This is a genomic window from Agrobacterium sp. LMR679, from assembly GCF_027157905.1.
GTDB lineage: Bacteria > Pseudomonadota > Alphaproteobacteria > Rhizobiales > Rhizobiaceae > Agrobacterium > Agrobacterium leguminum.
This window is the reverse complement of sequence record NZ_JAPVOJ010000002.1, coordinates 2,003,395-2,023,932: the sequence shown is the minus strand read 5'-3', so window position 1 is coordinate 2,023,932 and position 20,538 is coordinate 2,003,395. Positions and strand designations below refer to the sequence as shown.

The following is a 20,538-nucleotide window of genomic DNA, read 5'->3' as shown; positions in this document are numbered from 1 at the left end:
GAAGCGGAAACTTTTTGTTGAACACACAATCGTGAGTGCGGCCGGGCTTGCTGTCGGCGCCTGCGCGGCAATCTGACGGATACCTACTGACCGCGCTATCTCGGTCCACAGCGTTCGCATTTCCATGCGCCAAGATATCACCCTCATTCCTGTGCTTGTCACAGGAATCCAGTCGACGCGCGTCTGCGCGGCGGGGAGAGTTCTTTCAGCCCAAGGACTTGGGCTGGCTAGATCCCTGTGACAAGCACAGGGATGAGGGAAGGAGCACGTCGCAAAAACTACGCTTTTATTAGATGCGTGCGGCTACCGGTGCACGGCCAGCCGGGGAATATCGCGCAGGAAGGCGTCGCGCACGGCGGGGCCGAGCGGCTCGTCGGACGGTTTGTCGGAAACGCGCAGTCTTGCGAAGACGATGTGCTGGCCTTCACGCTCCGCCCAGCCGACGAACCAGCCGAAGGGGCGGTTGCGGTCGGGATTGCCCTTTTCATCGCGCATGTAGCCGGTGCCGGTCTTGCCATGCACGGCCCAGCTTTCCGGCGCATCGAAGACCGGCACGATTGCCCTGGTCTTCGCCTGCGCATCGCGCGAGACCGGCAGATTGCCGGCCAGAAGGCGGCGGAGAAAGCCGACCTGTTCCACCGGCGAAACCGTCAGCGACGATCCGAGCCAGGAATGGGTGAGCCCGTTATTCTTGCCCGGCTCGCCGGAAACATCGGCATTGCCATAACCGAGGCGCTTCACATAGGCGGCGAATTTTTCCGGGCCGAGGCGGCGGGTAATTTCACGCGAATACCACAGCACCGAATCCTGCTCCCATATGGTCGGATCGACCGTCTTGCGGTCGGAGGCGCGCGCCTCCGTGCCGGGTTTCCAGTCCCAGGCGGGCGTCTTTTCATCCTGAAGAATGCCGGCGTCGTAACCGATCAGCGCCAGCGGCACCTTGAAGGTGGAGGCCGGCGCCACGCGCTGGTCGCAGGCGCCCTGCTGGTTGATGATGGCGCCGGTCTCGATGGAGGTGACCAGCGTGCATTCGAAGGCCTGGGGCTGTTGCTGGGCGTCAGCGGAAAACGGCAGGAGCCCCGGTAGGGCGAGGCATGAAAGAACGATGGCGGGCAGCCGATAGCGCATGCGTTTTGATGTCCCTCGTCCGCTTTTGCGGATCATTTGCCGGAATGGCCGGAAGTTGTCTTTGATTTCAGACAAGTCGTAACCCGAAACCGTGACACGCTTTCGGGCGACACTGCCTTAAGGGAACGATGGGGCAGGAATAGGACCAAAACGAAAATCGACGTTTTCCGTCACATCCTTTCCTTTTCGCCCGCCCTCTCACCCACTGTCAGGGGCCAGTCGACCACATAATCCTCGAAGTCGTCAACATCCACATCGGCCTCGCTGACGGTGCGGCCGCGGGCGGAAATGCCGGCCTGATGCACCGTTTCCGTATCGCCGGAAACGAGATAGTGCCACCAGTAGAGATCCTTGCCGTCGCGCACCAGCGCATAGGCGCAGGTGGGCGGCAGCCAGCCGATCTCATGCACCTTCTTCAGGTCCAGCTGGATACAGTCCGGCACGGTGGCGCGGCGGTTTTCGTAATCGGAGCATCGACAGCTTTCACCGTCAAGCAGCACACAGCGAACCGAGGTGAACACCACTTCGCCGGTGTCCCAGTCCTCCAGCTTATTGAGACAGCACAGGCCGCAGCCGTCGCACAGGCTTTCCCATTCCTCGCCGGTCATCTCCGTGAGTGATTTGGTTTTCCAGAACGGCGCGTCATTCATCGTTAACATTTCCGTTTCATTTTGATCTCTTGGACGGGAGTGTTTAACCGGTCCCTAATCCTTTATATCGTATCGCCAAGGGCTGGTTTGTACGATATTTTAGCATATTGGCAGGCGGCAGAGGGGTCATTGGCCCGCGAAAGGCCGCCGCGTCAAGCACTTCCGACATAACCATGCCACGGTTTTGCGTCGGGAATGGGTTGAAGCGTAGAATATCAGGCAGACATATCGATGGCAGCGTTGCGTTGAACAGGAAAACATCGCCAGGTGCAGGAAGAAAAAGACGATAAAAAAGGCCGTAAAAAACGGCACATCCTGCTCCGGATCGATAGCTTCATCGACTCCGGCCTGTGGACGGCTGCGGCAAGGCTGGTGGATTTCTGGGAAGACGTCACCATCGCCTCGCGCAAGCTGCATGTGCGCGGCTGGAAGAAACTTCTCGTCAACCTCACCTGCGACGCGCTGACCTTCGGAACGGCAGGGTTCGTCGTGCTTCTGGCGCTCGCCATGCCCGCTTTCGAAGAGACCAAGAAGGACTGGCGCTATCGCGGCGATTTCGCCGTCACCTTCCTCGATCGCTACGGCAATACCATCGGCCATCGCGGCATCATTCATGAGGATTCCGTCCCGATCGACCAGATGCCGGATCATTTCATCAAGGCGGTGCTGGCGACCGAGGACCGGCGCTTCTTCGACCATTTCGGCATCGATTTCATCGGCCTTGCCCGCGCCATGAGCGAAAACGCCCGCGCCGGCGGCGTGGTGCAGGGCGGTTCGACGCTGACGCAGCAGCTCGCCAAGAACCTGTTCCTCACCAATGAGCGCTCGCTGGAGCGCAAGATCAAGGAAGCCTTCCTCGCGCTGTGGCTCGAGACCAACATGTCGAAGAAGGAAATCCTCAGCCTTTATCTCGACCGCGCCTATATGGGCGGCGGCACCTTCGGTGCTGCTGCGGCGGCGCAATTTTATTTCGGCAAGAACCTCACCGATGTGACGCTCGCCGAATCCGCCATTCTGGCCGGCCTGTTCAAGGCGCCGGCCAAATATGCGCCGCATGTCAACCTGCCGGCGGCGCGCGCCCGCGCCAACACCGTGCTTTCCAACCTGGTGCAGAGCGGGTTGATGACCGAGGGCCAGGTGATCGGCGCGCGGCGCAACCCGGCCACCGTCATCGACCGCGCCGATGTGAAGGCGCCGGACTATTTCCTCGACTGGGCTTTCGACGAAGTGCAGCGGCTGGCCGCCGAAGGCAAGTTCAAGGACCATACCGTCGTCGTGCGCACCACCATCGATACCGGCCTGCAGCAGGCGGCCGAACAGGCGATGGAAATGGGCCTGCGCGAATATGGCGAAGGTTACCGCGTCAAGCAGGGCGCGATGGTGATGATCGAGAACGGCGGCGGCGTGCGCGCCATGGTCGGCGGGCGCGACTATGGCGAAAGCCAGTTCAACCGCGCCACGGCGGCGCTGCGCCAGCCGGGCTCCTCCTTCAAGGTCTATACTTACTCGGCCGCCATGGAAAAGGGCATGAAGCCGGAGACGCTGATCTCCGACGCGCCGGTGACCTGGCGCGGCTGGTCGCCGCAGAATTACGGCCGCTCCTATGCCGGCAAGGTGACGCTGCAGATGGCGCTCGCCAAATCCTACAATACCGTGCCTGTGCGCCTCGCCAAGGACGTGCTTGGCACGCAGGTCATCGTCGATACCGCCAAGGCCATGGGTGTCGCCACACCGCTGCGCAGCGACAAGACCATTCCGCTCGGCACATCGGAAGTGACGGTTCTCGATCAGGCCACCGCCTATGCCGTTTTCCCGGCCGACGGCATGCAGTCGCGCCGCCACGGCATCGAGCAGGTGCTGGATTACGAGGGCAATGTTCTCTACGATTTCAGCCACAACGAAGCGCCCGCCAAACGGGTGCTTTCCGAAGACGCCAATTCGAAGATGAACCAGATGCTGGTGACCATCCCGGTCATGGGCACGGCAAGGCGCGGCGCGCTGGACAACGGCATCGTTTCCGGCGGCAAGACCGGCACCTCGCAGGCCTATCGCGACGCCTGGTATGTGGGTTTCACCGGCAATTACACCACGGCCGTCTGGTTCGGGAACGACGATTTCACGCCGATGAACAACATGACCGGCGGCGCGCTTCCCGCCATGGCCTTCAAGCGGCTGATGGACTACGCCCATCAGGGCATGGAGCTGCGCCCCATTCCCGGCATCCAGAACCCGCTGCCGACAGGCGCACGCCCGCAACCTTCTGCGGAAGTGGCGGCCGCAGCCACCAGCACACCCGCTTTGCCGGCGCTCACCCGCCCGCGCTCGCTCTCGGCCGAGGCAACGCGTGTGATCCGCTCCATCGCCAAGAAGATGAAGGACGCTTCGGCCTTGAGTGTGACGACGCAGAAGGTGGCGGATGCATCGTTGCGCGAGGGCGCGGAGGATGCGGCGCGGCGGTGAGGTGCGGCGCATTGCCTGAAGATTCTGTCGGAGTGTGTGGCTCACCCCCCTCTGCCCTGCCGGGCATCTCCCCCTCAAGGGGGGAGATCGATCTGCGGCGAAGTTTCGCCCATCTCAAGGTTAAAGGATGAAGTGGTGGGAGAGCCACCAGCCGATCTCCCCCTTGAGGGGGAGATGCCCGGCAGGGCAGAGGGGTAAGCCAAGCACTCCGTCGCCACCGTTTGCAACTTAGCGCAACAACACCCCCCTCGCCGTCTCCACCACCTGCGACGTCAACACCCCAAGCCGCTCCGCCGCGAGCCGGTTGACCTGCCAGTAAAGCGGAATATCGAGCGGCGTGCCGGGAACGACCTCCACCAGCCTGCCCGCCTTGAGGTGATCCCCCACAAGCTGCACGGGATTGAGCCCCCAGCCCATGCCGGAAAGGCTCGCCTTCACGAAACCGTCCGTCGAAGGCAGCCAGTGGGTGGGATAGGCGATATCCTCGCCCAACACCTTCCTGACCCAGCTCGCCTGCAGCCTGTCCTTCTGGTTGAAGGTGAGTCCTGGCGCGCGGGCAAGGGCGGCGGGTGTGACACCCCCGGCGAAATGGCGGGCCATGAAATCCGGGCTGGCGGTGGCGTGATAGCGCAGCACGCCAAGGGGCAGGACCCGGCAGCCCTGCACGGGCTTGGCATGGGCGGTGACGGCGGCAAGCACCCTGCCGCCGCGCAGCCATTCCACCGTGTGGTCCTGATCGTCCACTGCGATATTGACGAGATAGTCGCTGCCGCCGGTGAATTTCGAAACCGCATCCAGAAACCATGTGCCGAGACTGTCGGCGTTTGTGGCGATGTTGAGCGTCACGCGCTCCTGCGCTGCGCCCGCTTCCGCCAGCGCCGGAAGCTGTCGGAACAATTCGCTTTCCAGCATGCCGACATGATCCATGTGACGGCAGAGCCATTCGCCCTTTTCCGTCGCCACGCAGGGATTGCCGCGCACGATCAGCACCACGCCCAGCCGCTCCTCCAGTTGCTTGATGCGCTGGGAGACGGCCGACGGCGTGACGCACAGCACCTGCGCCGCCTTTTCGAAACTGCCCGTTTGAGCCACGAGCGCCACGGCCCGCATGGAGGGATAGTCGAGCATTATGATACCCGCTGTGAAGGCTGGGTTTGACACAGCACATGTAAGGACTCGGACCATCTGCAGCGATCCTCCCCGCCCTCATTCCTGTGCTTGTCACAGGAATCCAGCAAGCCCAAGTCCTTGGGCTGAAAAGACTCATCCGTCGCGCAGACGCGCGTCGGCTGGATTCCTGTGACAAGCACAGGAATGAGGGTGGAGGTGAGGAAAGCGCTCATGATATCCGTCCGTGGAATAGCGTTACGGTACATTAGCTCAGCTTATCTGGATTGAGTTTATTTAACTGGATTAAACTATCTGGCGGAAATATCCAAGCACTCGGTCCGGAAGCAACGCCTTCGGCCATTCCACAATGGACAGAGGCAGGGGCCGCGACGCGCATGGACATCCAGATTTTCTTCACTGGCCTGACGATGGGCCTCAGCCTCATCGTCGCCATCGGCGCGCAGAATGCCTTCGTTCTGAAGCAGGGGCTGGCGCGCTCGCATGTGTTTGCCGTCTGCGCCACCTGCGCCATTGCCGATGCGCTGCTGATCACCGTCGGGGTTTTCGGTTTTCAGCGGATCAGCGCCATCATGCCGGCGCTCGATCCCATCATGCGTTATGCCGGGGCCGCCTTCCTCATCTGGTATGGCGCCAAAAGCCTGCATTCGGCGCTGCGCTCCTCCGAGGCGCTTTCGGTGGCGGAGCGGCAGGAGGCGAGCCTGTGGCAGACGCTGGCCATCTGCCTCGCGCTGACCTTTCTCAATCCGCATGTCTATCTCGATACCGTCGTGCTGCTCGGCACCATTTCCACGCAGTTTCCCGGCTTCGAAAAAACCTTCGCGGCGGGCGCGGCCACCGGCTCCCTGCTGTTCTTCTTTTCGCTGGGTTACGGCGCGCGCTGGCTGCGGCCGATCTTCGAAAAACCCTCCGCCTGGCGCATTCTTGAAGGCGTCATCGCCGTCACCATGTGGGCCATCGCCTTCAAGCTCATCATGGGCGCCTAAAGCGGCGGCGTATCCCCCTCTCCGATATCCCAATAGAGCCCGGCCATAAGGGTAAGCGCCTCGCGGGCGATCTCCTTCGGCAGATGTTCGTTCGGCGCATGCTGCGAGCAGCCGGGATAGGAATGCGGCACCCAGATGGTGCGCAGCTTGAGGATATCGGCAAAGATATCGTTGGGCAGCGAACCGCCGAGATTGGGCAGAAGCGCCGGTTTTCTTCCCGTTGTGCGGGCAATGGAGCGCAGCGTGAAATCCACCCATGGATCCTGCGGATCGAGCCGGGTGGCGCGGAAAATCTCGTCGCCGGCAGGCGCGATTTCCACCATGGCGAAACCCTGCCGGTCGAGGTGACGCCGCACGGCGGGCAGAACCGCTTGCGGATCGATGCCGACCACGAAGCGCAATTGCAGCCGCGCCCATGCCCGTGGCGGAATGGCGTTGACCGGCGCACGCGGATTGCCGGTCTCGAAAGCCAGCACTTCCAGCGCACACCAGCCGAAAACCCGCTCGGCGGTGGAAAGGCCGGGCTCGCCCCAGTCCGGATCGATCTTCGGGCCGTCCGGCCCGCCATCGATTTCACAATCGGCAAGGGCCTCACGCACCGCTTTCGGCAATTCCTCCGGCACCAGTTCCGGCACACGGATCTGGCCGGTCGGGCCGACGAGGCTTGCGACGGCATGGGCCAGCTGCACGCCGGGATTGGACAATGCCCCGCCCCAATTACCGGAATGATGGCCACCCTCACGCGCCTCGATCACCAGATCGAAGGTGATGCCGCCGCGCGCGCCGAGAAAAACCGTCGGCCGTTCCGCATTCAGGCGTGGGCCGTCGGAGGCGATCAGAAGATCGGCTTTCAGCCGCTCGCCATGGTTCCGGCAAATCTCCCGCAGACCGGGGGAGCCCCTCTCCTCGCCCATCTCGATCAGATATTTGGCGTTGAAACCAAGCCTGCCGCGTGTCTCGAGCACGGCCTTCAGCGCCGCCATATTGACCGAATGCTGCCCCTTGTTGTCGGCGGTGCCGCGCCCATACCACCTGCCATTGCGCTCAGACATCACAAAGGGCGAAAGCCCCTCGGCCCAGCCCTCGTCCTGACCGCGCACCACATCTCCGTGGCCATATCCCAGCACGGTCGGCAGCGTGTCGCCTTCGAAACGCTCGGCGATCAAAAACGGCAGATCCGCCGCCGGGTCACGCAGGATGGTGCAGGAGAAACCCATGGCGGCGAAAACGGGCAGCATTTCCTGTTCCAGATACAGCGTCAGCTCCTCGCCCTGCTCCTCATTCTGGCTTTCGGTCCGTCGTAAAACGCGTCGCGACAAATCCCGCTCGAAGCTGCCATCGTCGAAACAGGCGGCGGCACGATCGATTGCGGATTGTCTCGACATGATGGAATATCCCCGGTTGTGATCATTTTCACGGAGACTAAACAAGCCGCGCCATTTTCCAAACAGGGAATCAGTGATAGTCCTCGACCTGTTCATAAACGGGAAAACAGCGTGTTCCGAGTTCCATTCCTTGTCGGCATCGCCCTTCTGATCGCCTTTGGCGGCGGTATTGCCGCGACGCTGGCAGCCCTTGAGGCGACATCCGGCTTTGGATCGATCCGCATCGGCTCCTGGGATGCGTTTCCCGAAGCGCAGACGATCGAGGCCGATCCTTACGCCAAATCGCACCGCGCCGACGCCGGCAAGCTGCTTTACGGAACCGCGGAAGGGCTGGCTTTTACCGCCTCCGTCGACAGCGATGGACAACGCCTGAGCGGCGAGTGCCGATACCGGCTGGCCGGCGCCGTGCCGCCCGCGCGTTTCTGGACGATCTACACCGCCGACCAGCAGGGCAATGTGCTGGCGGAGGATGCGGGGCGGCCCTTCGCGCTGAATTCCCGCACGCTTTTGCGCAGCGCCGATGGCGGCATCGACATCACCATCGCCGCTGACGCCCAGACCTATAACTGGCTGTCGGTGCCGCAGGGCCAGACCTTCAGGCTGGTCATGACCCTGCTCGACACGCCCGTCGCGGGCAGTTCCGGTCTGATCGACATCTCCATGCCGCAAATCCGCAAGCTGGGGTGTGGCAATGCTTAGGGTCCTGCTCGCCATCCTCACCGGTCTCGTCGCTGCTGCCGTGCTGCATGTCATCATTCTTCTGGCGATACCGCATTTCAGCAATCGCGACGCCTATACGCGCGCGGTGGCGGAGGGAAAGCCGCATCAGTTTCATCTGCTCGAAGAGACGACGGAGAAAAAGACGCTTGGCAGCGGCGATCCCTTCATGCGGGTCGCGGTCTGCACCTTCGATATCGAGGACAAGCCGGTCAGGCTCAGCGCCATCGGAGCCGTGCCCTTCTGGTCGGTCGCGGTTTACGACAAGGCCTCGAATGAGGTTTTCAGCATGAATGACCGCACGTCCGCCGGCGGGGTGATGGATATTCTGGTGGCGGATGCGGTGCAGATCGCCGCCATCCGCAAGGCGCAGCCACCCGCGCTGTCGCAGGCCATTCTGGCGGAATCGGATCAGACGGAAGGGTATGTGGTGTTGCGAACCATGGTGCCGCAGCCGAGTTTCGGCGAAGAGGCGGAACGGTTCCTGAACGAGGCGAAATGCCAGCCGACGGCGTGGAAATAACGTCGGTTATTCTCTGTAGTCAGGATTTGAGGGCGGTTTCCGCTGCGGATTTGCCCTTGCGCGCGACTTTGCCGGTCGGCTCGGTATCGCGTTTTTCATAGCGCACGCCGGTAAACAGCACGACTTTCGCCGGGCCGATCACCGTTGCCACCGCGCCGGCGGGGCGCAGGCTTCGTCGGGCGTCGCCGATTGGAATAATCTCTGCCATGCTCATCTCCTCTTCGGGACATGATTGTCAATGTTGCCCATGGGAACCGCGCAAGCCTCGTCTTGCGTCGGGAATTTCATCACCATCACATTGCGCATAGGCCAGTCCACAGACTGGTTTTCGCACGATCCAAAAATCCAAAGCGATTCTTATAAGGGGATCGTGCGCAGATTCAGGCTTCGCATGCCATTTTTGTATTTATTCCGTCGATAAGAATAACATGGAATCCTAATACTGCCCATGAAATTACAAACAGACAGAGGTTAATGATCCGTTAACCTTAATTGCCGGACCCCAACTTATTCCGGCCGGAGCCGCACCCCTTGAAAACAAAGGCGATGCGGTAAAGTTCCACGGCATTTCATCCGTCATCAAGGTTTTAAAATTTCCTTGTTGATAGAGGCGGATTCTCTCTTGCCACCCCCCATAGTTAACAGGACGTCAACGCATTTGCTCTATTTTGAGCCGATATTGTGTTTGCGTTTGTTGGGTAGTGCGTTGACCGACCGGTTTCGAGAACTTGAGAGGCCAAGAGCCGTGAGGAAGAAAGATGTGGTGCTGATGGCCACCGTGACGAATTTCGAGAATGTCTCCCATCCGTCAAAAACGGACCTTCGGCAGTTCGCCGAACTTTTCATGCCGCTTTTCATCGCTTCCACCGACGAAGCCAAGCGGGAGGCCATCGCCGCGCTCTCCCAGCATCCGAGCGTGCCTTCGGCTGTCGCCTTCTTCATCGCCTGCCAGCCGATTTCGCTTGCGGCGCCCTTCCTCATCGCCTCCAAATGCCTCGATGACGACACGCTGATCACCATTGCCCGCACGCAAGGGGCGGCGCATGCGCGCGCCATCGTGCGCCGCGAAGACCTCTCCCCCACCGTCATCGATGCGCTTGTCGGGCTGCGTCACGCCGAAGATCTGAAGCGGCCGGATGAAGAGACGGCGGCTGCCGAACCGCAGGCGGCGGAAAGCCCCGAAGAGCCGAAAGCGGAAGAAAAGACGGACAACATCGCCGCCGCTTCCGCGCTCGAAGAGGAAATGCGCCAGCGCATCAAGCAGATGGCGCATCACCTCAACCGCCCGGAAAGCGACGTTCTCGGCCTTCGCCGGTTGAGCGAGGTGCAGGAAGCGCTGCTGGTGCGTTTCGCCCGCGAGCGCAATGCCCGGCAATTCGCGGTCGCGCTGGCGGATTCTCTCTCCTCCAGCTACTGGCTGTCGGAGCGCATCATGCTCGATATATCAGGCGCACAGCTTGCAACGACGCTGACCGGCCTTGGCATGGAATTTTCCGAGGCGGCTTTCGTGCTGCAGTGCTTCTATCCGCATCTTTCCGCCGCCGAAGGCGATATGAGCCGTGCCGAAGCCCTGCTCGACCGTCTCGACATCGTGGAATGCGAAGAGCGGCTGGAAAGCTGGCGGCGGGCCGACAGCTATACGCATGGCCGCGAAAGGCCGGGCCGCAGCGCACCGGCTGCGCAGAGAACAGGGACGCAAGGGTAAGCGCGGCTGGCCTTGCATCTGCACGGATTGAAGAAGCGGGCCATTGCCGGACGATTCTAGCCCCTGGGCTGATCCACCAGCGTCAACAGGGTCCCGATCTCGTCGGTTTCGATCTCCACCACCCACAGGTCGCTGTCGAAGCGTCGTTCCCTCTCAAGAAGAGCGGCGCTTTCCTCGCCATCCGCACCGGCAAGGCGCGTTTCGAAACGGCGCTCGGCGCGGACTTCCTCGTCATCGACAAAGCTCTGCGGCGCGGGTCCATAGAGATTTTCGCGGCCATCGCGCAGGCGCTGACGAATGAAAATCGCCCCCGCCTCCTCCGCCCCCTTCTTTTCGACAGCCGCAAATCCGCCAGCGGCGAAGACGCGGCGGATGAGGGCTGAGACGAACATTTCGGATTTGAGGCGCATGGGGGTGCTTTCGATGGAAATGGTGGGCGTGCTTCGCAATGTTGGTTTTAGGCGGGCGAAGGTGCGTGGGGCTTACCCCCCTCTGCCCTGCCGGGCATCTCCCCCTCAAGGGGGAGATCGACTCGCGGATAAGTCTCGCCCATCTCAACATTTGCGAGTGAAGTGGTGGTAGCGCCTCCTGCCGATCTCCCCCTTGAGGGGGAGATGCCCGGCAGGGCAGAGGGGGTAAAGCCCCACGCACCTCAGCCGCTGTCAAAATCTAAAGCGCCCCGATCGACTTCAGCTTCTTCAGCACGGCCTCGCTCGGCTCACCGGTTTCCGGCAGGCGATAGTGTTTCTCAAAGGCGCGGATGGCGTTGCGGGTCTGCTGGCCGGCCACGCCGTCCACCTTCACGTCCGCATAGGCGATATTGATCAGCCCCTGCTGGATCTTGGCGATCAAATCGCGGCTTGCCGGTTTGACAGCACTGTTGAGGGAGGCCGGTTCGGCCTTCGGGCGCGGCGCCTCCGCCTTGCGGATGGCGGCGGCGACCGGGTCGATCTCGACGCCGCCGCTGCTATCGGCAGGCCGGTCCCTGGGGATCGCGGCAACCGTCGCGCCGTCTATCCGCAGCGCCGCCAGCACGCGGGTCGTCGGCTCGCCGGTCTGTTCCATGCCGAGCGTTTCTTCGAAGAACATGATGGCGGCGGCGGTGCGTGGGCCCATGCGGCCATCCGCCTCGCCTTCGTAAAGCCCGCGCTTCTTCAGTTCGGCCTGAATATCGGCAACGATCTGCTGCGGTTTCTGGCTTTCGGCAACGGGTTGCACCGGCGTTTCGGCCGCCGGCTGCTGCGCGTTTTGTGGCTCCGCCGGTCGTTCTATGCGGAAGGTGGTGACATTGCCCTGCGTGCCGAGCGGCTCGGCTGGGCGATAACCGGCAATGCCGTTCGGGTTTTCCGCATCGCGCGTGCGCAGGAAGGGCGACGGGTGCACGCCCGGCTGATACCAGAGCGCATTGGCGGCGACAAAACCGAAGACGACCGCGAAGGCGCCGCAGCTGCCGACCAGTTTCGGATGGCGCAGGATTTCGCGCCCGATGGCCGAAACCACCAAGGAAACAATCCCGGCGCCAATCTGGGCCGTTGTTTTCTTAGGCGATTTTCGCTTTCGCGGGGCCATCGTCACCATCCTTTTTCATCATTGCAGCCATATCGCCGAGCTGCCGGATGCGCGGCGGAAATTCCACCATGCTTTCGGCTTCGGCGCTTTGGCCCTCACCCGCCATGCCGGAACCGTCGGCAGGCAGGGTGATCGTTACGACCGTTCCCTCGCCGGGCTTGCTGGCGATGGCGAAAGTGCCGCCATGCAGTGCCACAAGCCCCTTGACCAGGGACAATCCCAGACCCGTGCCCTCATAGCGACGGGTATATTCATTCTGAACCTGCATGAAAGGCTGGCCCAGGAGCTCGATCTTGTCGGAAGCGATGCCGATGCCGGTATCGCTCACCGTCAGCTTCAGCATCGCACCCTCACGCGCGGCGTCGATCGACACCACACCACCGGCATCGGTGAATTTTATGGCGTTGCCGGCAAGATTGATGAGAACCTGCCGGATGGCGCGCTGATCGGCCGAGATTTCGCCGATACCGCGCTGGATGCGGCTGGTCAAAGTCAGGCCTTTTTCCTTCGCCTGCAGGCCGAGCATGGCTTCGCAGGACGAGATGGTCTCGGCAATCGGGAAGCTTTCCATCATCAGCTCGTAACGGCCGGCTTCCAGCTTGCTCATGTCAAGCATGGTGTTGACGACAGAGAGAAGATGCGCGCCGGACTGGCGGATCAGGCCGACATATTCCCGCTGGCGGTCGTTCTCCAGCCGGCCGAAATATTCGCCGGCCAGAATATCGGAAAAACCGAGGACGGCATTGAGCGGCGTGCGCAACTCGTGGCTGACGGCGGCGAGAAAGCGCGATTTCGCATCATTGGCCGATTCCGCCTCGGCCGCCTTGCGGGCGACATCGCGGCGCAGGCGTTCCATCTCGGTGATATCGGAAAGCTGGGCGACGATACGGCGCAGCCGGCCACTGGCGCTGCGGATCGCCGTCATCTCGATACGCGCATGCATGAACTGCGCCTGACGCGACTTTGCACCGGTCTCGAAGCGAAGTTCGGCGGTTGCTCTGTCCTCGCCCTGCCGCAGCAGGTCGAAGGCCTGCATCAGTTCGATACGGTCCGAGACATAGACATATTCAACGAGGGAATGACCCTTGCTGGCCTGCAGATCGGCGGGGAAGGTCATAAGATCGCGGCCGGAGACGTGTTCGACGAAGCCGGTTTCACCGATCATGAGCACAAGGCCCGGCACCTGCGAAGCGGCGATCAGGTCGTTATCGCCAGACGCGGCGGAAAAGGAGGAGGCGCCGCGCGCGGGGCGCGAAAAGGCAATCAGCAATGCTGCGGCGGCCAGAAACAGCGCCAGCACCAGGGCAGCGCCGATGGGCAGCGCAATGGCGGGGCTGAAGACGAGGCTGAAGAGGGCTGGTACCACCAGAAGTCCGACCGTGCTGAAGGCGATCAGCCGGCGCAGGCGCGCAACGGTTCCGGCGCGCCTTTCGGCGTCCTCTTCCATGCGCGCAAGCCATCTGCCTGCGGCATGGTCGACCAATGCGACCGCTTTTTCTCTCATATTACGCAATACCAACACCGAATCCCTGAGGCGGTTCTAACGGCTCCGACAATAGAAGGCGGCGGCTTAAGGAATGGATAAAAAGAATGGCCTCAAAGGCCCCTCAAATGCCTCGCAGTCCCATTACGGGGCATTTCTTCGAAGCTTTGCCAATCATGGTTAATGACGGGTAAGCGACGGATTTCGCTTCATTTTTGCCATCGCGTTAACTTTTGTGGCAAGGCTTTGCGCCGCTTTGCCCCGGAACGCGCGGCCTCTGTCGCAATTATGCTTAACATGGACTGTTAAAATGCGAATGAATTGGTGGCAGGCGTCCCGATACGAGGAGAATAGATACAATTTGAATTAAATTGCGCCGCTTTTTGCAATCGGCTGTTCGCCGGTCGCGTGTAGCTTCTTCACAAGCCCGAAAAACGGGACAAAGGCCGATGACCCGAAACCGGGCGGGGCTTTAGAAAACAAAGATCATCTGGCAGGGTAGTCTGACAATGTGGTTTCTGATCAAGGGAACATTCTGGTTTTCGCTGGTGCTGGTGGCGCTGTCCTATTTCGGCAGCAGCAACGATCCGGCCAAGGAACCTTCGGCCTTCGATATTCCCAGCGCCGTTTCGGCCGCCGGTGAAGCCTATCGTTATGTCAGCGCCATCTGCATTGAAAAGCCCGATGTCTGCGTCAAGGGCGCCGAAACCTTCCATGCGCTCGGCGAGCGGGCAAAGGAAGGCGCAAAAGTGGCCTATGAACTGCTGGACAAGCAGCTTGCTTCCGGTGACAAGCCCGCCCCCGCCAATGAACTTGCGGCCGAGACCGAAAAACTGGCCGAAGCCCCGGTCGTCAGCGTCGAATTTCCGAAGGATGCCGACATGCTGAAGACCGGCACCGTCATTCCCCTGCCGCAGAAGCGCCCGGCCCCCTGATCTATGCCGGCCACCGCGCCGCACTTTTTGCGAGCGGAGATTTCCGCCCGCCGACTGCCTGCCAAACTTGCCCACGGAAACCTGTTTTCCGTGGGCTTTTTCATGGCCCATGGTTCAAAACCGGCCGCACTTCGCCTATATCCTAGCAAAGACCTGCAATAATGGATGATACGGCGCGCAAATGGCCTCTCTCGAAACGATCCTTGACGACTTCGCCTTCCTCGACGACTGGGAGGATCGTTATCGTTATGTCATCGAACTCGGCAAGGCACTTCCCGACCTGCCGGAAGACAAGCGCACGGCCGAGAACAAGGTGCATGGCTGCGCAAGCCAGGTCTGGCTCGTCAGCCACAGCGATGGTGCGGAAGACCCTCTCCTGACCTTCGAAGGCGATTCGGACGCGCATATCGTGCGCGGCCTCGTCGCCATCGTGCTCGCCGTCTATTCCGGCAAGAGAGCCTCCGAAATCGCCGGTCTCGACGCGATTGAGGTATTCGACAGGATCGGGCTGGTGGAACATCTGTCGTCGCAGCGCGCCAACGGCCTGCGCTCCATGATCAAGCGCATCCGTGAGGAAGCCCGGCTGCTGGCCGCCTGACCTTCACCTCGTCATCGACGGGCGATAATCCGCATCGCCCCAATGGTGTTCCTGCCTGCCGGCGTGGGCCGCAGGCGGCGCATAGTGGCGGGCAAGCGCCAGCAGTGCTGCGCGCAGCAGCAGTTTTGCCGAACGCGCCGGCCATTGCCTTTCGCGCTCCACCGTCTCCAGCCCCTTTTCGAAGCAGCAGATGTCGATGGCGACGCCCGACAGTTCAGGCCCCATCGCATCGGCCGCGCGGGAAAACCGCGTTCTTGCGGCCATTGCCGCCTCGGTGAGATCGAGCGCGCCTCCCGCCTCGCCTTTTGTGCGGTTCGCTATTCTCGGCTCCCATGTCGCCGTTACCTTCGGGTTAAGATGGCCGCGATGAAAATCGGCGGCGAGACGTTCGCCTGCCTCCAGAGCATCCGCCGGGAAAAACGCCGCACCGTCCCGTTCCTTCAGCCTTGCAAGGTTGGTCAGGGGAGAGGTGTTGAGATTGCGCCGGGCCTGCTGCTTCGCATCGCCGACATCCACAATAACCGTCTGCATATGCCGGTGCTGTTCCTGAAAAACCTCGTCCCGGTCTTTTGCCATTGCACGTTTCAAGCAGGAGGCGAGCGGCGGTGCGGCAGAAAGGGTGTTGTCCCGCTGCTCGACCAGCCCGGAGGAAATGGCGAACCGCACCGTCGCGGCCGGAAACCGCAGCGCCGTGTGGCCTGCCCGCGCCCGGCGCAGGACGATATCGCCGCCCTCCTGCGACATCTCGGCCGCGCCCGCGGCGATGCAACGCAGCAGCCGCAGGAGATGAGGGTTCGGGGAGGCAACCGGGATGCTTTTTTCCTCACTCATCCCGGGCGCCTTTCATCGCGTTGAAGATACTGCCGGTGAGCCGCTCCAGCACGGCGACGAACTCGTCGAATGCCGGTTCGTCGCGCCGGTCCTCCACCACCTGGCAGGCATGGCCCACCGTCGTCCTGTCCCGGCCGAAACACGGCCCGATATCCGACATGGGAATGCCGAGCTGCACATGGCACACATACATGGCGATCTGGCGGATGTGGCATTCCATGCGCCGGCTGTCGCGGCGCACCAGCGTTCGGTCGCCCGTCAATTGCACCATCTCGCCGGTGAGCTGCCGTACCAGACGGCAAAGACGGGAAATCTCATCCCGCCCGGCCGCAGACGGCCAATGACGAAAGGGACGATCACCGACCCGCGCACAAGGCCGCGCGGCGGCAGGCAGAAACACAGTATCCGACGGCATATGCAACTCCTCTACGAATAGGAATTAATTCATACACCTGAGAGCAATCGTGGGGAAGCGCAAATTTGACAGGGAAGATTATGCGATTGATACGGCTTTATTTTTGCAGAATTGATGTGTGCGATAAAGGATTTTTTTCCTCAATCGAAATTTTGCGCGACATAAAAGCCTGTCGAGGGAACGGCTCGCGGGTCTGGTGCGATGCAGTTCTCGATCGCGAGAGGCCCCTCTCACGGCGCAGACGCGCCGTAACTGGATGCCGGATATGGGCCGGCAGGATGGAGGTGAGATTTTCGAACCCCAGAAACGAAATCGGCCGGTCAAAGGACCGGCCGTATTGCCCTGCGACTTCCGGCTATCTGTCAGGACAGCAGCCGGACCGTCTTTAAAATCAGCGGCTGGCCTTGCGGCGCTGACCGAGACCCATTTCCTTGGCGAGCCGCGAGCGGGCTTCGGCATAGGCGGGCGCAACCATCGGATAATCGACCGGCAGGTCCCATTTTTCGCGATATTCTTCCGGCGTCATGCTGTGATGCGTCGTAAGATGCCGCTTGAGCGACTTGAACGAGCCGCCACATTCCAAACAGACGATGTGGTCATCCTGAACCGACTTGCGGACGGAGACGGCAGGCTTCTGCTTTTCGACATTGACCGCCACCGATGCCGGTGCCGATGTTCCGCTAAGTGCCGTGTGAACATCCGAAATAAGGCCGGGAAGCTCAGTTACCGGAACGACGTGGTTGCTAACATAGGCAGCCACAATATCCGCAGTCAGTTCGACCAGCAGATCCTGGGCGTTACCGTATGCAGTTTCCGTCATTTAAGTATCTCCTGTTTATTGATCCCCTGACGCGGGCGAACGCCGCATCGAGCGATGTGAAGTTACCCGGTGCCCCACCTTCGCCTTGTTGAAACCAACATGAAACCTACCCCTAGATTTCGAGCGAAAACCGGAAACGAATTGGTCCGAGATTCAACTTATGGCCCGCGACATGGGCAGCAATGGTCCGATGGGCCATAGATTAGACATTAATAAAATGCCTATGCCGACTATGAAGAGGCTAGATGCAAATCGCGATTAGCAACTTTACACTTAATTTGGATAACAGCAAAACAGCAAAAGTCAAATTCCTATTGTGAATTTTTCAGTTCAAAACAGTCTAATCGGAATACAAAAAATTACGGGTAATAAAATACTATGCCAAGTAGTAATTGAAAATGAATACCCCCAATTATTAGGGGGATTTTCAACTTCAAATTTTCTTGATGTCATCAACTACCGATTTAACGGCAAGCGGATAACCTGCCTTGTGAGCGGCCATGGCAAGAAGATGTGCCGAGACCGGCGCGGTAAGGACGAAGAAGAAGAAACCGGCCAGCGCCCGCGCCAGCGTCGATATTTCCATGGAATGGATGCCGACAGCCAGAAGCAGCAGGCCGGACCCCACCGTTCCCGCCTTGGAAGCCGCATGCATGCGGGTATAGACATCCGGCAGCCGATTGAGCCCGATTGCCGCGATCAGCGAGAAAATGGCGCCAGAGATCAACAGCGCCGCAACGAGAATAGCCACGATCCAAGCCATCATCGCCTGCCCTTTCCTTTTCTGTTGGCGACACCTTTTTCCATATTTTTTTCAATGGCTTCCGATGCCCTTTCGCCATCGAGAACCGCCGCCGGCCTGCGCCGGCCGTCCGGGCCGCGCGACAGCACGAAGCGGGCGAAGGCCACCGTTGCCAGAAACCCGACCAGACCGAGCGCAATCGCAATATCGACATAAAGATTGAAGCCGGTGCGGATGGCGATGACCGCGATGAAGCCGATGGCGATGCCCACCAGCATGTCGAGCGCAACGATACGGTCCGGCAAGGTGGGGCCGACGACGACGCGGTATACTGTCAGCAAAAAGGCGGCCGACAGAACAACCGTTGCAAGTATAGTTGCAAATGAAACTATCTGTTCCGGCGTCATATCTGAAACGCCTCCATGATCTTTCTTTCAAAGCCGTTGCGGATGTCGTTTTTCGTGGCCTCGATATCGCTGCAGTCGATCGCGTGCACGTAAAGCGTTTTCCTGTCCGCCGAAACATCGACCGAAAGCGTGCCGGGGGTGAGCGTGATGAGATTGGCGAGCAGCGTGATCTCGAAATCCGTCGTCACCGTCAGCGGATAGGCGAAAATGCCGGGCTGCACGTCGAGCTTCGGCCGCGTCACCAGCACGGCGACCTTCCATGCGGAAAGCGCCAGCTCCTTGAAGAACAGCAGCACCAGCGACAGCACGCGGGCAAGCCTGAGCCAGTGGTTACGCCCGCCCGGAAGCTGGTGGCGGATGATGCCGAGCGCCAGCGTCGAAACAACAAGGGCGAAAATGATGTTCGCGAGGGTGACACTGCCCGTCACGGCGAGCCATACGGCAACGAAAAGCAATTGTACGAGATAGAGGCTCATGGTTTGCCCCCTTCGGTAAAGACCGACTGGATATAGGCCTGCGGATTAGCGAGACCTGCGGCCGCCTGCTGGCTGAGATTGAGCAGGCTTTCCGGAAACAGGCCGAAGAATACCACCAGCAACGTCAGCCCCACCAGCGGCGCGAAGGACGGCGCTGCCGAGGGCGACGCCTGCGGCAGGGAAGGCTGACCGGTGGATGCCGCAACGGGACGCCAGAAACACAAAAGAAAGATCCGCCCGAAAGCGATGGTGGCGATGAAGCCGGAGGCGAGGATGGCGCCGGCGAGCCACCATGCGCCGATATCGATCGCCGACTTGACCAGCACCGCCTTCGGCCAGAAGCCGGAAAAGGGCGGCAGGCCGGAACCGGCGAAAAACAGCGCCAGCGCCAGCGCCGAAAACCACGGAGCCTGCTGGTAAAGGCCTCTGAGCGAGGTGAGGCTGAAATCGCCGCCGAGGCGGGCGGCATGGCCGGCGGCGAGATAAAGCGCCGTCATCAGCACCATGGAATGCAGCGCGTAAAAAATGGCGCCGGTGACACCCGACGGCGTTCCGATGGCGATGCCGGCCATCATGTAGCCGATACCCGATATGACGATATAGCCGAGCATGCGGCGGATATCGTTCTGGGCGAGCGCGCCCATGGCTCCGAGCACCATGGTCAAGGCCGCCGAGATGGCGATGACGATGCTGAGTTCTTCCCGCTCGACCGGAAACAGCATGACCATGACACGCAGCAGCGAATAGATGCCGACCTTGGTGAGCAAGCCGCCAAACAGGGCGGAAACGACGATGCGCGGCGTGTGATAGGAAGCGGGCAGCCAGAAGTTCACCGGGAAGGCTGCGGCCTTCATGGCGAAGGCGAGCGCGAACAGGCTCGCAAGCGTCATCAGCGGCGCCGAGCCGCGCAGCGCTGTCGCCTTCTGGGCGATATCGGCCATGTTGAGCGTGCCGAAGATGGCGTAGAGATAACCCACAGTTATCAGGAACAGCGTTGTGCCGATGAGGTTCAGAATGGCGTATTTCAGCGCGCCGTCGATCTGCTCGCGCGTCGAGCCGAGCACGATCAGGCCGAAGGACGAGATCAGCAGCACCTCGAACCAGACATAGAGGTTGAAGATGTCGCCGGTCAGGAAAGCGCCGGTGACACCGGCCATCAAGAGCATCAGGAAGGGATAAAAACCGTACCGCCTGCCGCTGGCGTCGATATCCGCGCCGGCATGGATGGCGCCCGCAAGTGCGACGATGGCGGCGGCAAGTGACAGCAGCGCGCCCGTCAGGTCGGCGGTAAAGGCAATGCCGAAGGGCGGCAGCCAACGGCCCATGACCATGGTGAACGGGCCATCAGTGGCGACCTTCCACAAAAGCGCGGCATCGAGCAGCACCAGCAGGAACAGCGCCGCGATGGCGACGGCCGCATGGTGGCGGATGGCGTGGCGCATCATCATCAGCACCGCGCCTGCGCCAATGCAGAGCGCGATGGGGAGAATGATCAGCCAGTCGGTGAGCGGCACGGGCGTCGTGACGAGCGCTGCGGAAAGGTCGGTAACTGCGGATGTGGTGGAGGATGCCATGGTGTC

At 61.1% G+C, this 20,538-nt stretch carries 22 protein-coding genes; 7 read left to right on the top strand and 15 right to left on the bottom strand.

The window, feature by feature from the left end:
• Positions 1-303: 303 nt before the first annotated feature.
• Positions 304-1,128, bottom strand: coding sequence for a class D beta-lactamase (gene blaOXA / locus O3W47_RS20540; RefSeq protein ID WP_080817388.1), 825 nt, complete (start codon positions 1,126-1,128; stop codon positions 304-306).
• A gap of 170 nt (positions 1,129-1,298) precedes the next feature.
• Positions 1,299-1,778: a YcgN family cysteine cluster protein gene (locus O3W47_RS20535; RefSeq protein WP_065654208.1), complete on the bottom strand. Its 480-nt coding sequence runs from the start codon at positions 1,776-1,778 to the stop codon at positions 1,299-1,301.
• Between the two features lie 267 nt (positions 1,779-2,045).
• Between O3W47_RS20535 and O3W47_RS20530 the strand changes: the two genes are divergently transcribed.
• Positions 2,046-4,238 (top strand): transglycosylase domain-containing protein, encoded by a 2,193-nt coding sequence (locus tag O3W47_RS20530; RefSeq protein ID WP_269314496.1) that lies wholly within the window; start codon positions 2,046-2,048, stop codon positions 4,236-4,238.
• A 228-nt stretch (positions 4,239-4,466) separates the two neighbouring features.
• Here the strand turns inward: O3W47_RS20530 and O3W47_RS20525 are convergent, their stop codons facing one another.
• Positions 4,467-5,366: a LysR family transcriptional regulator ArgP gene (locus O3W47_RS20525; protein WP_269314495.1), complete on the bottom strand. Its 900-nt coding sequence runs from the start codon at positions 5,364-5,366 to the stop codon at positions 4,467-4,469.
• A 377-nt stretch (positions 5,367-5,743) separates the two neighbouring features.
• Between O3W47_RS20525 and O3W47_RS20520 the strand changes: the two genes are divergently transcribed.
• A complete protein-coding gene (locus O3W47_RS20520) occupies positions 5,744-6,352 on the top strand; it encodes a LysE/ArgO family amino acid transporter (RefSeq protein WP_269314494.1) in 609 nt (202 codons plus the stop codon).
• On the opposite strand, the gene O3W47_RS20515 is transcribed toward O3W47_RS20520, so the two are convergent.
• Positions 6,349-7,737, bottom strand: coding sequence for a M20 family metallopeptidase (locus O3W47_RS20515; protein WP_269314493.1), 1,389 nt, complete (start codon positions 7,735-7,737; stop codon positions 6,349-6,351). The genes O3W47_RS20520 and O3W47_RS20515 overlap by 4 nt on opposite strands.
• Positions 7,738-7,848: 111 nt before the next feature.
• Here O3W47_RS20515 and O3W47_RS20510 point away from each other — a divergent pair, with 111 nt between their 5' ends.
• Both O3W47_RS20510 and O3W47_RS20505 read left to right on the top strand, forming a co-directional pair.
• Positions 7,849-8,436, top strand: a complete 588-nt coding sequence (locus tag O3W47_RS20510) for a DUF1214 domain-containing protein (protein ID WP_003522305.1) — start codon at positions 7,849-7,851, stop codon at positions 8,434-8,436.
• Positions 8,429-8,977, top strand: a complete 549-nt coding sequence (locus O3W47_RS20505) for a DUF1254 domain-containing protein (protein WP_080817394.1) — start codon at positions 8,429-8,431, stop codon at positions 8,975-8,977. The genes O3W47_RS20510 and O3W47_RS20505 overlap by 8 nt, the downstream gene beginning before the upstream one ends.
• Positions 8,978-8,996: 19 nt before the next feature.
• On the opposite strand, the gene O3W47_RS20500 is transcribed toward O3W47_RS20505, so the two are convergent.
• Positions 8,997-9,185: a hypothetical protein gene (locus O3W47_RS20500; protein WP_035261156.1), complete on the bottom strand. Its 189-nt coding sequence runs from the start codon at positions 9,183-9,185 to the stop codon at positions 8,997-8,999.
• A 561-nt stretch (positions 9,186-9,746) separates the two neighbouring features.
• On the opposite strand from O3W47_RS20500, the gene O3W47_RS20495 reads away from it, so the two are divergent.
• The gene (locus O3W47_RS20495; protein WP_269314866.1) at positions 9,747-10,682 is read left to right on the top strand and encodes a DUF2336 domain-containing protein; all 936 of its coding nucleotides are present in this window, start codon (positions 9,747-9,749) and stop codon (positions 10,680-10,682) included.
• Between the two features lie 56 nt (positions 10,683-10,738).
• Here O3W47_RS20495 and O3W47_RS20490 read toward each other — a convergent pair whose 3' ends face one another.
• From O3W47_RS20490 to O3W47_RS20480, 3 genes are all read right to left on the bottom strand, one after another.
• Positions 10,739-11,092 carry a DUF1491 family protein gene (locus tag O3W47_RS20490; RefSeq protein ID WP_269314492.1) on the bottom strand — a complete coding sequence of 118 codons (354 nt, stop codon included), beginning with the start codon at positions 11,090-11,092 and terminating at the stop codon, positions 10,739-10,741.
• Between the two features lie 259 nt (positions 11,093-11,351).
• Entirely contained in the window at positions 11,352-12,251 is a 900-nt protein-coding gene (locus O3W47_RS20485) for a peptidoglycan-binding domain-containing protein (RefSeq protein WP_269314491.1), read from the bottom strand.
• Positions 12,223-13,755 (bottom strand): sensor histidine kinase, encoded by a 1,533-nt coding sequence (locus tag O3W47_RS20480; RefSeq protein ID WP_269314490.1) that lies wholly within the window; start codon positions 13,753-13,755, stop codon positions 12,223-12,225. The genes O3W47_RS20485 and O3W47_RS20480 overlap by 29 nt, the downstream gene beginning before the upstream one ends.
• Positions 13,756-14,243: 488 nt before the next feature.
• Between O3W47_RS20480 and O3W47_RS20475 the strand changes: the two genes are divergently transcribed.
• Both O3W47_RS20475 and O3W47_RS20470 read left to right on the top strand, forming a co-directional pair.
• Positions 14,244-14,669 carry a DUF5330 domain-containing protein gene (locus O3W47_RS20475; protein ID WP_269314489.1) on the top strand — a complete coding sequence of 142 codons (426 nt, stop codon included), beginning with the start codon at positions 14,244-14,246 and terminating at the stop codon, positions 14,667-14,669.
• A 181-nt stretch (positions 14,670-14,850) separates the two neighbouring features.
• Positions 14,851-15,267: a SufE family protein gene (locus O3W47_RS20470; protein ID WP_080817400.1), complete on the top strand. Its 417-nt coding sequence runs from the start codon at positions 14,851-14,853 to the stop codon at positions 15,265-15,267.
• Between the two features lie 3 nt (positions 15,268-15,270).
• On the opposite strand, the gene O3W47_RS20465 is transcribed toward O3W47_RS20470, so the two are convergent.
• From O3W47_RS20465 to O3W47_RS20435, 7 genes are all read right to left on the bottom strand, one after another.
• On the bottom strand, positions 15,271-16,098 hold the full coding sequence (locus O3W47_RS20465; protein ID WP_269314488.1) for a DUF6456 domain-containing protein: 828 nt from the start codon (positions 16,096-16,098) through the stop codon (positions 15,271-15,273).
• On the bottom strand, positions 16,091-16,513 hold the full coding sequence (locus tag O3W47_RS20460; protein WP_269314487.1) for a helix-turn-helix domain-containing protein: 423 nt from the start codon (positions 16,511-16,513) through the stop codon (positions 16,091-16,093). Before O3W47_RS20460 ends, O3W47_RS20465 begins: the two co-directional genes overlap by 8 nt.
• 391 nt (positions 16,514-16,904) lie before the next feature.
• Positions 16,905-17,333 (bottom strand): MucR family transcriptional regulator Ros, encoded by a 429-nt coding sequence (gene ros, locus O3W47_RS20455; protein ID WP_003509257.1) that lies wholly within the window; start codon positions 17,331-17,333, stop codon positions 16,905-16,907.
• 433 nt (positions 17,334-17,766) lie between these two features.
• Entirely contained in the window at positions 17,767-18,099 is a 333-nt protein-coding gene (gene mnhG, locus O3W47_RS20450) for a monovalent cation/H(+) antiporter subunit G (RefSeq protein WP_059753870.1), read from the bottom strand.
• Positions 18,096-18,482, bottom strand: a complete 387-nt coding sequence (locus O3W47_RS20445; protein ID WP_080817403.1) for a cation:proton antiporter — start codon at positions 18,480-18,482, stop codon at positions 18,096-18,098. The genes mnhG and O3W47_RS20445 overlap by 4 nt, the downstream gene beginning before the upstream one ends.
• Positions 18,479-18,958: a Na+/H+ antiporter subunit E gene (locus tag O3W47_RS20440; protein ID WP_137003092.1), complete on the bottom strand. Its 480-nt coding sequence runs from the start codon at positions 18,956-18,958 to the stop codon at positions 18,479-18,481. Before O3W47_RS20440 ends, O3W47_RS20445 begins: the two co-directional genes overlap by 4 nt.
• The gene (locus O3W47_RS20435; RefSeq protein WP_269314486.1) at positions 18,955-20,532 is read right to left on the bottom strand and encodes a Na+/H+ antiporter subunit D; all 1,578 of its coding nucleotides are present in this window, start codon (positions 20,530-20,532) and stop codon (positions 18,955-18,957) included. The genes O3W47_RS20440 and O3W47_RS20435 overlap by 4 nt, the downstream gene beginning before the upstream one ends.
• Between the last annotated feature and the right edge of the window lie 6 nt (positions 20,533-20,538).

Bases quoted from the DNA above. Each gene is read 5' to 3' on its own strand.
- blaOXA (WP_080817388.1), bottom strand. From the start codon at position 1,128: ATGCGCTATCGGCTGCCCGCCATCGTTCTTTCATGCCTCGCCCTACCG.
- O3W47_RS20535 (WP_065654208.1), bottom strand. From the start codon at position 1,778: ATGAATGACGCGCCGTTCTGGAAAACCAAATCACTCACGGAGATGACC.
- O3W47_RS20525 (WP_269314495.1), bottom strand. From the start codon at position 5,366: ATGCTCGACTATCCCTCCATGCGGGCCGTGGCGCTCGTGGCTCAAACG.
- O3W47_RS20520 (WP_269314494.1), top strand. From the start codon at position 5,744: ATGGACATCCAGATTTTCTTCACTGGCCTGACGATGGGCCTCAGCCTC.
- O3W47_RS20515 (WP_269314493.1), bottom strand. From the start codon at position 7,737: ATGTCGAGACAATCCGCAATCGATCGTGCCGCCGCCTGTTTCGACGAT.
- O3W47_RS20505 (WP_080817394.1), top strand. From the start codon at position 8,429: ATGCTTAGGGTCCTGCTCGCCATCCTCACCGGTCTCGTCGCTGCTGCC.
- O3W47_RS20500 (WP_035261156.1), bottom strand. From the start codon at position 9,185: ATGGCAGAGATTATTCCAATCGGCGACGCCCGACGAAGCCTGCGCCCC.
- O3W47_RS20495 (WP_269314866.1), top strand. From the start codon at position 9,747: ATGGCCACCGTGACGAATTTCGAGAATGTCTCCCATCCGTCAAAAACG.
- O3W47_RS20490 (WP_269314492.1), bottom strand. From the start codon at position 11,092: ATGCGCCTCAAATCCGAAATGTTCGTCTCAGCCCTCATCCGCCGCGTC.
- O3W47_RS20485 (WP_269314491.1), bottom strand. From the start codon at position 12,251: ATGGCCCCGCGAAAGCGAAAATCGCCTAAGAAAACAACGGCCCAGATT.
- O3W47_RS20480 (WP_269314490.1), bottom strand. From the start codon at position 13,755: ATGAGAGAAAAAGCGGTCGCATTGGTCGACCATGCCGCAGGCAGATGG.
- O3W47_RS20475 (WP_269314489.1), top strand. From the start codon at position 14,244: ATGTGGTTTCTGATCAAGGGAACATTCTGGTTTTCGCTGGTGCTGGTG.
- O3W47_RS20470 (WP_080817400.1), top strand. From the start codon at position 14,851: ATGGCCTCTCTCGAAACGATCCTTGACGACTTCGCCTTCCTCGACGAC.
- O3W47_RS20465 (WP_269314488.1), bottom strand. From the start codon at position 16,098: ATGAGTGAGGAAAAAAGCATCCCGGTTGCCTCCCCGAACCCTCATCTC.
- O3W47_RS20460 (WP_269314487.1), bottom strand. From the start codon at position 16,513: ATGCCGTCGGATACTGTGTTTCTGCCTGCCGCCGCGCGGCCTTGTGCG.
- ros (WP_003509257.1), bottom strand. From the start codon at position 17,333: ATGACGGAAACTGCATACGGTAACGCCCAGGATCTGCTGGTCGAACTG.
- mnhG (WP_059753870.1), bottom strand. From the start codon at position 18,099: ATGATGGCTTGGATCGTGGCTATTCTCGTTGCGGCGCTGTTGATCTCT.
- O3W47_RS20445 (WP_080817403.1), bottom strand. From the start codon at position 18,482: ATGACGCCGGAACAGATAGTTTCATTTGCAACTATACTTGCAACGGTT.
- O3W47_RS20440 (WP_137003092.1), bottom strand. From the start codon at position 18,958: ATGAGCCTCTATCTCGTACAATTGCTTTTCGTTGCCGTATGGCTCGCC.
- O3W47_RS20435 (WP_269314486.1), bottom strand. From the start codon at position 20,532: ATGGCATCCTCCACCACATCCGCAGTTACCGACCTTTCCGCAGCGCTC.